General features: G+C 66.4%; 15 protein-coding genes. 4 read left to right on the plus strand and 11 right to left on the minus strand.

The window, feature by feature from the left end; translation table 11 throughout:
* Window positions 1–6: 6 nt before the first annotated feature.
* Together RND64_RS18110 and RND64_RS18115 are read right to left on the minus strand one after the other, a co-directional pair.
* Window positions 7–1,158, minus strand: a complete 1,152-nt coding sequence (locus RND64_RS18110; RefSeq protein WP_270484128.1) for a PLP-dependent cysteine synthase family protein — start codon at window positions 1,156–1,158, stop codon at window positions 7–9.
* 37 nt (window positions 1,159–1,195) lie between these two features.
* On the minus strand, window positions 1,196–1,558 hold the full coding sequence (locus tag RND64_RS18115; protein WP_082937908.1) for a DUF4229 domain-containing protein: 363 nt from the start codon (window positions 1,556–1,558) through the stop codon (window positions 1,196–1,198).
* A gap of 166 nt (window positions 1,559–1,724) precedes the next feature.
* Between RND64_RS18115 and RND64_RS18120 the strand changes: the two genes are divergently transcribed.
* The 3 genes from RND64_RS18120 to RND64_RS18130 all read left to right on the plus strand — a co-directional run bounded on the left by RND64_RS18120 (window position 1,725) and on the right by RND64_RS18130 (window position 2,812).
* The gene (locus tag RND64_RS18120; RefSeq protein WP_049700793.1) at window positions 1,725–1,946 is read left to right on the plus strand and encodes a BldC family transcriptional regulator; all 222 of its coding nucleotides are present in this window, start codon (window positions 1,725–1,727) and stop codon (window positions 1,944–1,946) included.
* 69 nt (window positions 1,947–2,015) lie between these two features.
* Window positions 2,016–2,219 (plus strand): hypothetical protein, encoded by a 204-nt coding sequence (locus RND64_RS18125; protein WP_270484131.1) that lies wholly within the window; start codon window positions 2,016–2,018, stop codon window positions 2,217–2,219.
* A 125-nt stretch (window positions 2,220–2,344) separates the two neighbouring features.
* The gene (locus tag RND64_RS18130) at window positions 2,345–2,812 is read left to right on the plus strand and encodes a transcriptional regulator (protein WP_064866533.1); all 468 of its coding nucleotides are present in this window, start codon (window positions 2,345–2,347) and stop codon (window positions 2,810–2,812) included.
* A gap of 89 nt (window positions 2,813–2,901) precedes the next feature.
* Here the strand turns inward: RND64_RS18130 and ccsB are convergent, their stop codons facing one another.
* From ccsB to RND64_RS18175, 9 genes are all read right to left on the minus strand, one after another.
* Window positions 2,902–3,909, minus strand: coding sequence for a c-type cytochrome biogenesis protein CcsB (ccsB, locus tag RND64_RS18135; RefSeq protein WP_270484135.1), 1,008 nt, complete (start codon window positions 3,907–3,909; stop codon window positions 2,902–2,904).
* A 46-nt stretch (window positions 3,910–3,955) separates the two neighbouring features.
* Window positions 3,956–5,617, minus strand: a complete 1,662-nt coding sequence (gene resB, locus RND64_RS18140; protein ID WP_049700790.1) for a cytochrome c biogenesis protein ResB — start codon at window positions 5,615–5,617, stop codon at window positions 3,956–3,958.
* Between the two features lie 13 nt (window positions 5,618–5,630).
* The gene (locus tag RND64_RS18145; RefSeq protein WP_270484137.1) at window positions 5,631–6,410 is read right to left on the minus strand and encodes a cytochrome c biogenesis CcdA family protein; all 780 of its coding nucleotides are present in this window, start codon (window positions 6,408–6,410) and stop codon (window positions 5,631–5,633) included.
* 5 nt (window positions 6,411–6,415) lie between these two features.
* Window positions 6,416–7,021 (minus strand): TlpA family protein disulfide reductase, encoded by a 606-nt coding sequence (locus RND64_RS18150; protein WP_049700788.1) that lies wholly within the window; start codon window positions 7,019–7,021, stop codon window positions 6,416–6,418.
* Between the two features lie 14 nt (window positions 7,022–7,035).
* On the minus strand, window positions 7,036–7,662 hold the full coding sequence (locus RND64_RS18155) for a histidine phosphatase family protein (RefSeq protein ID WP_049700787.1): 627 nt from the start codon (window positions 7,660–7,662) through the stop codon (window positions 7,036–7,038).
* Window positions 7,662–8,996 carry a glutamate-1-semialdehyde 2,1-aminomutase gene (gene hemL / locus RND64_RS18160; RefSeq protein ID WP_331436223.1) on the minus strand — a complete coding sequence of 445 codons (1,335 nt, stop codon included), beginning with the start codon at window positions 8,994–8,996 and terminating at the stop codon, window positions 7,662–7,664. Before hemL ends, RND64_RS18155 begins: the two co-directional genes overlap by 1 nt.
* A gap of 227 nt (window positions 8,997–9,223) precedes the next feature.
* Window positions 9,224–10,231 (minus strand): type IV toxin-antitoxin system AbiEi family antitoxin domain-containing protein, encoded by a 1,008-nt coding sequence (locus RND64_RS18165; RefSeq protein ID WP_331436224.1) that lies wholly within the window; start codon window positions 10,229–10,231, stop codon window positions 9,224–9,226.
* Window positions 10,232–10,284: 53 nt separating this feature from the next.
* Window positions 10,285–11,211: an SGNH/GDSL hydrolase family protein gene (locus RND64_RS18170; protein ID WP_331436225.1), complete on the minus strand. Its 927-nt coding sequence runs from the start codon at window positions 11,209–11,211 to the stop codon at window positions 10,285–10,287.
* The gene (locus RND64_RS18175) at window positions 11,208–12,710 is read right to left on the minus strand and encodes a PucR family transcriptional regulator (protein ID WP_331436226.1); all 1,503 of its coding nucleotides are present in this window, start codon (window positions 12,708–12,710) and stop codon (window positions 11,208–11,210) included. Before RND64_RS18175 ends, RND64_RS18170 begins: the two co-directional genes overlap by 4 nt.
* 104 nt (window positions 12,711–12,814) lie before the next feature.
* Between RND64_RS18175 and gabT the strand changes: the two genes are divergently transcribed.
* Entirely contained in the window at window positions 12,815–14,194 is a 1,380-nt protein-coding gene (gabT, locus tag RND64_RS18180; RefSeq protein ID WP_290727366.1) for a 4-aminobutyrate--2-oxoglutarate transaminase, read from the plus strand.
* The last annotated feature ends 28 nt before the right edge of the window (window positions 14,195–14,222 follow it).

The raw sequence follows: 14,222 nt of genomic DNA on the forward strand, positions 1-14,222 counted from the left end.
CGGCGATCAGCCCGTCCACTCCCCCGTCCGGTAGAACTCGTCGAGAACTGCGGTCGGCGGCGCGAGGTCGAAGCCTTGCGCCGCGACCCAGTCGTCGTCGAAATAGGTTGTGGCGTAACGGTCGCCGGAATCGCACAGTAGCGAGACAACGCTGCCAGCACGGCGCTGTGCGACCATCTCCGAGATCACCTGCGCGACACCCCACATGTTGGTTCCCGTCGACGCGCCGACGCGACGCCCAAGGCGATCCGACAGATGGCGTGCGGCCGCGATCGACGCGGCGTCGGGTACGCCGATCATGCGGTCGATGACCTGCGACACGAACGACGGCTCGACGCGTGGCCGACCGATGCCCTCGATCCGCGAGCCGGTTTCCGACCGCAGCGATCCGTCACCGGTTTCGTACGCGGGCAGGAATACCGAGTTCTCCGGGTCGACGACGGCCAGCCACGTCGGATGTCTGCGGTAGCGCAGGTAACGACCAAGCGTCGCCGACGTTCCGCCCGTACCGGCACCCACCACGATCCACGTGGGCACCGGATGATCCTCGGTGGCCATCTGCGCGAAGATCGACTCCGCGATGTTGTTGTTCCCACGCCAGTCGGTTGCACGTTCGGCCATCGTGAACTGGTCGATGAAATGTCCGCCGAGTTCGCCCTCGAGCCGCAGCGCCTCGTCGTACACATCCGACGCACGCTCGACGAAGTGGCAGCGACCGCCCTCGCGCTCGATCAGTGCTGTCTTGGCGGGTGACGTTCCCGACGTCATCACGGCGATGAACGGCACCCCGATCAGATGCGCGAAGTACGCCTCACTGACCGCCGTCGATCCCGACGACGCCTCGATCACCGTGGTGCCCTCGGTGATCCACCCGTTGCAGATCGCATACAGGAACAGCGAACGGGCCAGCCGATGCTTCAGCGAACCCGTGGGGTGTGTGCTTTCGTCCTTCAGATAGAGGTCGACGCCGACCTCGGTGCCCGGAGCACCGTTGCTTCCGTCGTCGATCCAGCGCGACCATCCCGGAAGCTCGCAGCGCAGCAGATGCGTATCGGCACTGCGCCGTGCGTCGGCCTCGATCAGTCGCACGGCGTTGTCGGCCCAGCGTCGATCTGTGCGATGGTCGACGGATCGCGCCGGGTCGAGAGTCGCACTCATCGGGCGTTCGGCGGGTCTAGGGGCTGTGTTTTAGAGCTCATTTGCCGTCTGCCCCACGCAGGCGCGTCTGGAGGTCGTCGTGTTTACGACGACGCTCGGCGTCGACCGCGGCGATCTGGGTGTTGACGCGTACGCGCAGTTTCTTGAACAACACCATGCCCAACGGAAGCGCGATGAGGACACCGAACACCGCGGCTACCAACAGCGGCACAGTGACGCCCGCGAGCGCACCGATTCCCATGATGATCGCGGCCACAACCACCACCAGTAGCAGTCGCGCCACGGTGTAGAGAAGGATCGAGACGAGCAACGTTCCCATGCCCACACGGCTCTGACCTGCGATGTCTGTGTTGTCTGGTTTGTGCGTACCCGCTTGAGTGGGCTCCTGCTTGTCGGTCACATGTTCAGGATACTTGGGTGCATAATCGGTGTTTGCAGGTCACAGGCACCTTTTGACTCTCTTTACCTCGTAATGACGGTTCGAGTACCTGGGCGTTTTGCGTGTATTCATGTCTCAACGCGCAATCACCGCGCGTCTTTGGAAGAGAAACCCGAAGGGGAGAACAATGACCGCTCTCAGCCCTGGTGTAGCCACCGTCATCACCCCCGGCCTCGCAAGCCAGCACACACTGACCCCCGGCCAGGTTGCCGCGATGTTCAACGTGAACCCCAAGACCGTCGCACGGTGGGCGAGCTCGGGCATTCTCGGGTCGATTCGTACCCCCGGCGGCCATCGTCGTTTCCGCGAGGAGGACGTTGTCGCACTTCTCAATCGTCGCGTCGGATAGCCACCACGCGCCGCTGGGCTCACCGATCTCCCACACCGGGGCGCGTATCCTGGTTGATGGGAGGTTGCCATGACGTTTCTTTTGGCCATCGTCGGCTTGGCCGCGATCGGTTTTCTGTTGTGGCGCGCGTTTGGGCCCGCTCTGGCAGAACGACGTGACACGACGACGGGGAGGCCGACGTCTCGCAGCCACGGACCCGTAGGGCCCGACGACGACGTGGATTTCCTTCGCGATCTCGACAGGCGCACGCGAGGACCCAACGACGAACTGTGACGCACCCTGCACCGGGGATGCACGACGCACACCTACACGGTGTGGTTACGATTGCGGTCCGTAGCAGACACAGCGCCAGGGGGAATAGCGTCATCGACATCGACACGTCGGGCGAGTTCTGAATCATGACCACTCGCCCGGGCACGGCTCCCGACGGCGACGACAGTTTCGCCGCCAAACTAGCCGAACTGTTTGAGCATTCTCGCGATGAAGACGGCCGACGGTATACCGGTAAGCGGATCGCGGAGAAGGCCAATCAGCACGGCCACTCGTTGAGCGACGCCTACATTTCGCAGTTGCGCACAGGTAAGGCGCGTACGCCGTCGTTCAAGACAGTGGAGGCCATCGCGAGCGCCTTCGAGGTCAGCGTGACGTACTTCCTCTCGAATCCCTCCGAGGACCTCGACCGTGTGCAGCGGCAGCGCGACTACGTCGAGATGCTCGCCACGACAGAGACACATCTGTCCGGAGTCGACCTGGCAAGCCTCTGCCCCGACACCATCGACGTCATGATCGATCTGCTCAAAATGGTTCGCGCACAGGCGTTGTCAGAGCGCAGCGCGCGGACAACCGGTGGCCACCGCTCCGCGTAGCGGGCTACTTCACCGTTCCGCGTAGGCGGGCTACTTCACCGTTCCGCGTAGGCGCGCGTTACCTCACCGTTCCGCGTCGGCGGGCTCTGTCACAGGCCGGCGTAGGAGTGCAGGCCGGAGACGACCAGGTTGATGATGAACAGGTTGAACAGCAGCGCCACGAATCCGGCGACGTTGATCCATGCCGCGGTGCTGTTGCGCCATCCGGCAGTTGCGCGGGCGTGCAGGTAAGCGGCGTAGATGATCCACGCGATGAACGAGACGGTTTCTTTCGGATCCCAGCCCCAGAAGCGGCCCCATGCCGACTCCGCCCAGATGGCGCCGAACACGATTCCCAGGCCGAAGAGCGGGAACCCGAACACCACACACTTGTAGGCGAGACGGTCGAGTGCCTCTGCGGTCGGGATGTGGGCAACAAGTCGACGCAGTCCGCCGACGACGCCGCCACCGGTCTCGGAGACGGTCTCGGCCGACGCTCCCCAGCGCATCTTGACCAGGTACAGAATGCTGGCGACGCCGGAGACGAGTAGCACGCCCGAGCTGATCGAGATGATCGAGACGTGGATGGCAAGCCAGTACGACTTGAGCGCTGGAACAACGGGCGCGGCCTGCGTGTAGAGCCATCGGCCCGCGATGAACATCAGCAGGGTGACCGGGAGCAGCACGAAAGCCAGTAGCGGGCGGGTGATCTGCTTACGCAGGATGACGAGCCCGGCGACCACGCACGCGGCGCAGGTCAGCGAGATGAACTCGTACATGTTGCCCCAGGGGGCGCGGTCGGTGGCGAGTCCGCGGGTGACGATCGACGCGATGTGCGCGATGAGTCCGACGAACACGACCGGATAGGCCATGTTGCCGATCTTCTCCGACAGCGTGCGCGGAGCGGGACCCTCGATCTTGCCGGGGGCGCGCTGCGTCGTCGAACCGCCTCCCGCTGCGACCAGTTCTTTGGCCGCGGTGAGCTTGCGGGAGCGTGCTCCTGCGAGTGCGGCGAGGAACATGAGCATCGCCAGGACGTAGATGGTGATCGCCGTACCAAACAGAAGGTCGGAGTAGCGCGCCAACGTTTCGTCGATCTGGTCTGTTCCGTTACCCATCGCTGGCCCTATCTCTACTGCTGCAGTCTGCTGGAAGCGTCCGCGACTACAGGCGTCGTAGTCTCCTGTTGTCGTCGGTGAGCAGGCCGCGTGCCTGCTCGTCGAAGCCCTCGCCCCAGCCGGCCTGGTCGGTGCGAGCCAGTCCGGCAATCTCTACTACCGTACGTCGTCGGTCGCCGTTGTCCGAGTCGGGCACCAGACGCGCCCAGATCCTGCGTCGTTTGACGATCAGCGAGACCACCAACCCGACCAGCATCACGATCGACGACACGAGCACCCAGGTCTGCGCAGGATCGTGCGAGACCTGGACGGAGATCCAGCGCTTGTAGCCGTCGAAGCTGACCTTGGTGCCGTCGGGGAGGCTCGCGCTCTCGCCGATCTTCAGGTTCGCCTGGGCCTCACGGTTGAGCCTGCCCTGGTGCATCATCGTGGGGTCCAGCGAATAGGCGTTCTGCGCACGGCCGGTGTCGAGGCCGGTGTCGCCACGGTAGATGCGGATCGCGACCTGCGGGTCGTTCGGCTCCGGCGACGAAGAACTGAGCAGCGTGCCGTCGTAGCTCGCCGTCGGCGCGAAGAGCCCCTCGAGGGCGATCTGATTCTTACGGCGGGTGTCCTCGTCGGGATACAGGCCAGCCGGGGTGTCGAAGCGCGCGGCGCCCGACGACAGCATGGTCTGCATCACCTCGGGGATGAACAGGGCGGTCTGCGTGCGCTTCTCCCCGTTCGGGAAGGTCACCGTGAAGGTCGGCGCGAACCCGTTGCCCAGCACGTACACGCGATCGCCCGAGACGCGCAGCGGATCGTTGACGCGCACCGAGCGCTCCTGCCACTGCGACGACGGTGTGCGCGGGTCGGTGGTGTAGCGGATCTTTGCGTCGTACATCGACGGCTGACCGTTGGGGAGGAAGGTCGCGGAGAAGTCGTCGACGCGGATGCAGAACGGTGAGAGGTTGGTGCCGTCGACCAGCGCGCCCGCACGGAACGAGTCGTAAACCGCCGTCGACGTGTTGCACAATCCCTGCTCGCCGTCGGCGACGAGACTGCGCGTGCCCTCATAGCCGTACACCTTGCCGACCGCGATGGAGACGAGCAGCGCCAGCAGCGCGAAATGGAAGACCAGATTGCCGAATTCGCGCAGGTATCCCTTCTCGGCCGACACTTCGACGCAGCCGTCCGGATATGCCTTCGACGGCTCGCGCACGGTGATCTCGCGTCGCCAGCCACGCAGGTTGCCCGAGATGCGTTCGGCGAGTTCGGCGGGCTCGCCGTCGACCGTCTCGGTGATGTGTCGCGGCATGCGCGACAGATTGCGGGGTGCGGCAACGGGTTTGGCGCGAAGACTCTTGGCGTGCTCGATGATGCGCGGGGTGAGGCAACCAACCAGCGAGATGAACAGCAGGACGTAGATGGCCGTGAACCACGCGCTCTTGAAGACGTCGAAGAGCTGGATCTTGTCCATCCACTCGCCGAGCCAGCCGTGGTCGGAGATGTACTGAAGTGTCTTCTGCTCGTTGAGTTCTCGCTGCGGCAGCAAGGCACCGGGGATCGCGGCGAGCGCGAGCAGGAACAACAACACCAACGCGGTACGCATCGACGTGAGGCTGCGCCAGAGGTTGCGCAGCGGCCACAGCACCCGACGCTTGACCCAGTGCGGACGCTGCGGGGCCTGCGGCGCGGGGGTGGACGGTCGGTCGATGGTCTGTGTCATGTTCGCCCTGCTTCTATACCGGAAGCTCGGTGTCGGAGATGAAAGCGTCGCGGACCCACACGATGAACTGGTCCCACAAGCCGGTGACAAGAGCCACTCCGACCGCGATCAGCATGATGCCGCCGACGATCTGGATGAGTCGGGCGTGCGTGCGCAACCAGCCGAGGCTGCGCAGTGCCCACGCGGACGAGAACGCGAGAATGACGAACGGAATGCCGAGGCCTGCGCAGTACGCGATGATCAGCGCGACGCCCTTCGCAGCTGTCGCGCCCTGCGTGCCACTCGCGGTGGCGATGACCGCGGCGAGTGTGGGACCGAGGCACGGGGTCCAGCCGAGCGCGAAGACCGCGCCGAGCAGTGGGGCCCCGACGATGTTGGAGACGTTGCGCGGCGCGAAGCGGAACTCGCGCTGCATCATCGGGACGAGTCCGACGAAGACGAGGCCCATCACGATCGTCACCACCCCGCCGATGCGTTGCAGCACATCATGATTGACGATCACGGTGCTCGTGATGCCGAGGACCGTCGCCGTCGCGGCAACGAAGACCACCGTGAAGCCGAGGACGAACAGCGCTGCCGCGATCGCCACCCGTGAGCGTCCGCGCTTGGGTGACTCACCGACCGTCACCGCTGGCGCCTCCGCCCCGACGAGGCCTGCGAGGTACGAGAGATAGCCGGGGACAAGCGGCACCACGCACGGAGACGCGAAGGAGACGAGACCGGCGATCACGCACGCGGCAAGCGCCAACAGCAGCGGGCCGCTGGTGACCGTGTCGGCGAAAGTTTGTCCCATTCCGCTCACGGCTGCTTTCCGGAGTCTTCCGCGGCGATCTTCTTCACCATCGCGTCGAGTTCGTCGGCGCTGACCGTGCGCAGGTAGACCGCGGCCGGACGGTGCTGCCGGTCGAGGACGACGGTCGTCGGGACGACCGAGGTGGGTGTGGTCATCGAGGCGAGCGTCGCGCCGTCGAAGTCGTAGATCGAGGGGTACCCGACCTTGCGGTCGGCGACGAAGTCTTTGGCCGACTGTCGGTCGTCGCGCAGGTTGATGCCGACGAAGGCGACGCCGTTGTCCTTGTTCTGGTCGTAGACGGTCTCGAGATCGTCGGCCTCTGCGCGGCACGGAGCGCACCACGAGCCCCACACGTTGACCACCGTGACCTTGCCTGCGAAGTCCTTGTCGACGTCGATCTGCTTGTCGGTCACGAGGTCGGGGCCGATGAGGTCGGCGATCGGCTTGCGCTCGGATTCGGGGTAGGTGATCGTCGTCTGTCCCCCTGGCGACACGAATTGGAAGGTGTCGCCCTGCGCCACGGCGTCATTACCTCCGCTGCAGCCGCTGAGCAGCACGCCGAGCGCGGTCAGCACGGCGAACAGAGCTGCGGTGAAGGTCTTACTGCGCATGTGTCGAATCCGGCTCATGCCCCGGTGGCGAGCGGGTCGGAATGCCCGGCGGGTTCGGAGTAGATGATGTCGACGAGAGCGTCGTCGTCGTAGATGAGGCTGGTCAGCGAGGCAAGTGAGCATTGTCGACGGCGGGGGTCGTGCCAGAGACGCTGGCCCTCGAGGAATCGTCGAAGGGTGTAGACGGGCAATTGGTGGCTGACGCAGACGGCCTCGTGGCCGCGAGCGGCGTCGCGCGCCTTGTTGGCGGCCGCGAGCATGCGGTGCGCGAGCTGGATGTAGGGCTCGCCCCACGACGGGGTGAACGGGTCGCGCAGCTTGACCCAGTGTCGGGGCTTGCTCAGCGCGCCGTCGCCGACGGAGACCTTGAGGCCCTCGAACACGTTCTCGGCCTCGATGAGTTGATCGTTGGTGAAGATCGGCAGTCCGTGTGCTGCGGCGATCGGGGTGGCGGTCTCCTGCGCACGCTGCAGTGGGGAGGCGAAGACCGCGGTGATGTCGTGGTCGGCGAGCGTGCCCGCGACCTTCTCCGCCTGGGCGCGGCCGGTCGTCGAGAGGCGGAATCCGGGCAAACGGCCGTAGAGGATGCCGTCCGGGTTGTGCACCTCTCCGTGGCGCATCATGTGGACGATCGTGTGCATCAGTCGGACTCCCCCGATTGCGTGGCGTGCGCTGCAGCGCGGGCTGCGGCCGGCAGCGCGTCAGCGATTCGACCAAAAGCATCCTCGTCCAGCGCCGCAGAGACAAACCAGGCTTCGAATGCGCTGGGCGGTGCGTACACGCCCGCGTCGAGGAGTGCGTGGAAGAAGGGCGCGAAACGCCAGGTCTCGGTGTTTTTGACCGCGGCGTAGTCGGTGATGGGCGTCGAGGTGTCGGAGGTGAAGAACACACTGAGCAGGTTGCCCGCCATCTGCACCCGGTGGCCGACGCCCGCGTCGGTGAGCGCTTCGGTGAACAGCGCGGCCAGCCGGTTGGCGTTGGCGTCGAGTGCGGTGTAGACGTCGGCGTCGGCGTGGCGGAGCGTCGCGAGTCCCGCGGCGACGGCGACGGGGTTACCGCTGAGCGTGCCCGCCTGATAGACGGGCCCGGTGGGCGCGAGGTTCTCCATGATGTCGGTGCGACCGCCGAACGCCGCAGCGGGCAGTCCGCCGCTCATCACCTTGCCGAAGGTGTAGAGGTCGGCAGCGACGCCTTCCAGTCCGTACCAGCCTGCGGGGCTGACACGGAAGCCCGTCATGACCTCGTCGATGATGAAGAGCGCGCCATGGCGTCTGGTGAGATCGCGCAGTCCGGCGTTGAAACCGTCGACAGGGGCGACCGCGCCCATGTTGCCGGCCGCGGCCTCGGTGATCACGGCTGCGATCTCGTCTCCGTAGGTGGCGAACGCTTCGGCTACGGCGTCGAGATTGTTGTAGGGCAGGACGATGGTGTCGTGTGCCGCCGCACCCGTGACGCCGGGCGTCGTCGGCAGGCCGAGCGTCGCGATACCGGAGCCCGCGTCGGCGAGCAGAGCGTCGACATGACCGTGGTAGCAGCCGGAGAACTTGATGATCTTCGAGCGTCCGGTTGCGCCGCGCGCGAGGCGGATCGCCGACATCGTGGCCTCGGTGCCGGAGTTGACCAGGCGAACACGCTCGACCGGGTCGACTCGGTCGATGATCTCTTCGGCGAGTTCGATCTCGCCCTCGGTCGGCGCGCCAAAGGAAAGACCGTGCGCCGCCGTCTTCTGCACCGCCTCCACGACCGCCGGGTGCGCGTGGCCGAGGATCATCGGGCCCCAGGAGGAGACGAGGTCGACGTAGTCGTTCCCGTCGACATCCGTCAGATGACAGCCCTGCGCTGAGGCGATGAATCGCGGAGTGCCGCCGACCGCCGAGAACGCGCGCACGGGCGAATTGACCCCACCGGGCGTCGCATCCTGGGCCCGACGGAACAATTCAGCGGAACGGGCTGCGACCTCAGCGGAACTCCTCACGGCCTACAGTGTTCCAAACCGCAACGATCGGCGACAATTCGCCCTGGTCAGGCCGCACAGGCACTCGGATGGCGACTGCAATCGCGCGGCGCCGGGTTGGAGAAACTCGCCGGGCCGCAGGCCGCAAACTACGTACACAATCCGGTCGCCAGCGCGAGGCCACGACAATAATTGTCTCGGCGCCCCGCTGACGTCACAGTTGTGTACGGACCCGGCCTGCGCGGGGTTCAGCATCCCGTGAAGTCGGGATCGTCCCAGTAGCCGAGGGCGTGATCGGCGCCGGAGTCGGCCGCCTGGCGCGTCAGCTCGGGCGGCTCGGCCAGCGATTTGAGGTGGTCGCGTCGGCGGATCATCGCGAGAAGCGTGTCGACCACTTCGTCCCAGGTGAACATCAGCCGCTTGTAAGAGATTCGCCACGGGATGTAGCCGAGACGGTGAGCGGTCTCGTCTCGGACCCGGTCATTCTCGCGTTGCTCCGGCGATTTGTCGTGGTAGGCGACGCTGTCGACCTCGACGATCAGCCTCTTTCCGATCAAGAAGTCGACCCTGCCGATCCCAGGAATCTCCACCTGACTCTCGAATGCGATCCCCAGCGTGGTCAGGCGGAACCCGAAGATGGACTCGGCCCCGGAGTCGAGGCAGTCGACGCACCGGTCGAGGAGTCGCCTGATCCGAACGGGCATCGACGAGAACAAGGCCTGTAGGTCGGTGAACTCGAGAAGCCCCTGATGCAGCACGGAATCGCACGCGGCGACGATGCCCTCGTCGCCGAGGCAACGGACCGCGTACTGCAGCGCTGTGGCCACGTCGTCGAGCGGGTAGACCTCCCGTGGCGCCCGTCCGTAGCGGGTACACGCGTGATGTGTGCCGGCAGATCCGCGCGCGGCGACGTTGCGGCCGCGCACGTGGACGAGGTCGCCGTACGGGGCAACCCACACGCCGTGCAGATCGAGCGCGCTGGCACAGGTGCAGACTCCGCCCGCGCTCACTGCCGAGACGACCGTCGGGTCCGCATACGAGGTGGCGTACCAGCCTCGACGCAGCAAACGCAGGTCGCCAGAGTCGACCATTCGCCGTACCTGCGCCTGGCTGAAGTCGCGGCGGGTCAGCTCAGCCCAGGAGAAGACGCCGCGCCACTGGTCGCTGTGCTCGAGTCCGGTCACGGACCACAGCGTCTCGCGCGGATCGCTGCGAACCAGCGGCGAAGCCGGCGAGATGAACGATGCTGTGGACACGCGGCGGGCTGTGGATTGCTCGGTGAGTCCTGTGCCGCCAACCTTCGGTGTGCTCACCGGCCCAGCGCGGCGCCCACCTGGTCGGCGATGGCCCGCTGGCCGTCGACGTTGGGGTGCACCTTCACCGGCGCCGACGACCCGACTTGCGGTTCTATCCAGCGCACGCCCTCGGGCTGGCAGGCGTCGTGACCCTCGGAGACCGTCGACATATCGACGAACGTCGCGCCGGTCTCGGTGGCTGCTCGCGCGACCGCGCGGTTGAGCGTCGCCTGCAGGTCGCGGATGTACGCGACGTCGCCCGCGGCGATGCGCATCGTCGGATAGCAGCCGGTCGTATCGGGCAGAATCCACGGATACCCGACGATGACCACGCGTGCGTTCGGGGCGCGGTCGGCGACGGCGTTCAGCGCTTTCACCAGCGCCGGATAGGTGTTCGACTGCACCCCGCGCACAAAACTGTCGCCGTACCGGGCGCGACACGGCGCCCCGGTCGGGTCGGCGGCGGCCACCTCACCGCAGTCGGCGATGGTTCCGGAGAAGATGTCACCGTCATTGCCGCCGATCATGAGCGTCACGATCCGCGTTCTCTCCCCGAGCGCGTCGAGCTGCGGATCGACACCGAAGTATTGCGCCGCAAAGAAATCCGACGTCGTCGCACCCGCGCAACTGACATCGTCGAGGGCAAGCCCCCGTCGCTGCGCAAGCACGTGTGCATAGTTCGACGACGACCGCTGACACTGCAGCGGCGAATCCTCGACGAGCGGACGCACCCCCGTTCCCGCGCTGTAGCTGTCGCCGAGGTTGACGTACGCGGCGCTGGCGGCTCTTCCGCTGCTGCTTGTTGTTCCCGTGCCGGCGGACGTCCCCGCACTCGCGGTCGTCCCGGAACTCTCCGCCGAATTCGAGCCGCCGTCGGTGCACGCCGTCGCCAACAGCAGCGTCGCGAGGACCACGAGAAGCCAAGGGCGGCGGGTGCTCACGCGCTCTCACTCAGCAGTGTCAGCAGTAATTCGGCGCGGGTGCGGGCATCCGAAAGGTCGACGGCGAGCATGTCCTCGACCCGCTCGATACGGCCGCGCAATGTATGCCGGTGCACGCCGAGCGCAGCCGCCGCGGCACCCCAGTTGCCGTTGGCCTCGAGGTAGGCCAGCAGGCTCTGTTGAAGATGTCCGGCGTTCGCGGCGTCGTATGCGACGAGCGGGGCGATGCGCTCGGTGTAGCTGTCGCGCAACACCTCTCGCACGGTGTCGCTGGCGAGAAGTGAGCGTAGGTCGTAGAGGTCGAGGAGCTGACCCGCAGCCGCCGAACGACACGAGAGGCGAGCCTGCCGTACCGAGTCTGCGACGTCGTCGACCGGAACCGCGGGCCCCAGCCCGCCGCGGACTGTGCCTGTCGCACTGAGCATTCCGAGTAGACCGGTGGCGAATTGGATGTGATCGTCGCCGCGGATCAGGCCGACGAGTTCGTTGTCGCGACGGTGCACGAACACAGGCCGCCACCGGCGCTCGAACTCGACGGCGAGGCGTCGAGCACCATGCTGTGCATCGTCGACACTCTCGAAACGGAACACCACCGCGCGTACCCGACCCTCGGGATCGGCTGCCCGAAGCAGCATCTCGCGCGATCGCTCCCCGACGTGGCGGTCCATGGCGAGCGCGAGCACTTCACCCTGCAGTTCGCCGACGTCGCGTCGAACCTCTTGCGGCTTGGCATATTCGATGACGAGCAGCGAGACGGCGTGGCCGATCAGCATGCGGCCGACGTCGTCGAGTGGGCTCGAACCGATGACGCCGAGATGTCCGAACGTCGTTGCCCCCGAACCGACTCGCGCGACGGTGAGCACCGAATCATCGGTCACGCGGACGGCACCCGCGGATGCGGGGTCGCGCATCACTATCGTGCGAAGCTGTTCGAGTTCAACGGCATTCGCCTGTCCGGGAGCTTCCGCAACCGGGGTGTGCCCGGCGTCGAGCAGGATCACCCGCTGGCCAACCGCATCAGCGAGCTCCCGTACGAGTCCCTTCGACCCCGATACCGTTGCGGCCCTTGTCATGCGAGGTTGCGCACGCGTCGCGGACACCAGCCGCGCCGACCGCTGCGCGGCGATCTGATCGAGGACCGCCCGTGTGATGGCCGAGAACGGTATCGCGAGCGGAACCTCGAACAACGGGAGACCGAACTCGTCGGCGGCCGCGAGCAGACCGTCGGGCACCTCGTCGAATCCGAGACCGACACCGAACCCGATCGCGGCGGCACCGACGGCGTTGAGGCTGCGTACGAACTCGCGCTGCGCGGCAGCGTCGTCGGCGTTCAGTCGCATGCCGGTGGTCAACAGCACCTCGCCGCCCTGCAACCAGTCGGCGGTGCTCACGAGTTCGGAGCTCACCGCGCAGTCGAGGTCGCGGTCGAGGCCCTCGGCCCCGGCGCGCAGCGAGAGCTCGAGTCGACGCTGGGCCATCAGCCATCGAACAGTGGTCACCCACCCACCGTAACCGCCGACTGGACATTGTGGCAGTGCGACGCCGAAAGGCTGTACAACTTGTCAGGTCCGCAGGTGGGGGTGGCAGGCGAACACTGGTGTCCATGACCACAGCAACCGACATTGTCTACCGGCTGCCCCAGGAGCGGAAGCTGGTCAGCGAACTGCCCGGCCCACGCTCGATGGAGATCGGGCAACGCCGACTCGGTGCCGTCGCCGCGGGCGTCGGCTCCAGCGTTCCCGTCTTCGCGGCCGACGCCGACGGCGGAGTGATCGTCGACGTCGACGGCAACTCGCTGATCGACCTCGGCTCCGGCATCGCCGTCACATCCGTCGGCGCGAGCAACTCAGCCGTCGCGGCGGCCGTCGCCGAGCAGGCAGCGCACTTCACGCACACCTGCTTCATGGTGACGCCGTACGAGGGCTACGTGGCCGTCGCCGAGAAGCTCAACGAGATCACCCCGGGCGACTTCGAGAAGCGCACCGTGCTGTTCAACTCGGGCGCCGAGGCCGTCGAGAACGCGGTCAAGATCGCCCGCCTATCGACACGACGCAACGCGGTCATCGCCTTCGACCACGCCTACCACGGGCGCACCAATCTGACGATGGCGATGACGGCCAAGAGCATGCCGTACAAGCGCAACTTCGGTCCGTTCGCGCCCGAGGTGTACCGGATGCCGATGAGCTATCCCTACCGCGACGAACTCGGCAGCGACGGTGTCGCCGCGGCCAAGCGCGCGATCTCGATGATCGAGAAGCAGGTCGGCGCAGAGACCACCGCCGCGATAGTCATCGAACCGATCCAGGGCGAGGGCGGATTCATCGTTCCCGCACCGGGATTCCTCTCGACGCTCGCCGAGTGGTGCACCATGCACCGCGTGCTGTTCATCGCCGACGAGGTGCAAGCCGGATTCGCCCGCACCGGAACGTGGTTCGCGTGTGAGCAGGAGGGCGTCACGCCCGACCTCATCACGATGGCCAAGGGCATCGCCGGCGGAATGCCGCTGTCTGCGGTGACCGGCCGCGCCGACATCATGGACACGGTGCACGGCGGCGGACTCGGCGGCACCTACGGCGGCAATCCCGTTGCGTGCGCTGCGGCGCTGGCCGCCATCGACCAGATGGAATCGCTCGACCTGTGCGGCCGTGCGCGGCACATCGAAACCATCATCACCGAGACGCTCTCGGCCACCAAGGACGAACTCGACGGTGCGGGCCTGCCCGTGATCGGTGAGATCCGCGGTCGCGGCGCGATGATGGCCGTCGAACTGGTCACGCCTGCCGAGGACGGAAGCGCAACTCGCGAACCCAATCCCGACCTCACCGCCGCGGTGGCCAAAGCGGCGCTCGCCCAGGGCGTCGTCGCGTTGACCTGCGGCACCTACGGCAACGTGCTACGTCTGTTGCCACCGCTGGTCATCGGCGACGACCTGCTGCGCGATGGCCTGGCGGTGCTGTGCCAGGCACTCAAGGACAACGCCTGACCTGCTAGTTCGTTGCCAGATCACTAAG

This window comes from Gordonia sp. w5E2 (genome assembly GCF_036540975.1).
GTDB lineage: Bacteria > Actinomycetota > Actinomycetes > Mycobacteriales > Mycobacteriaceae > Gordonia > Gordonia jacobaea.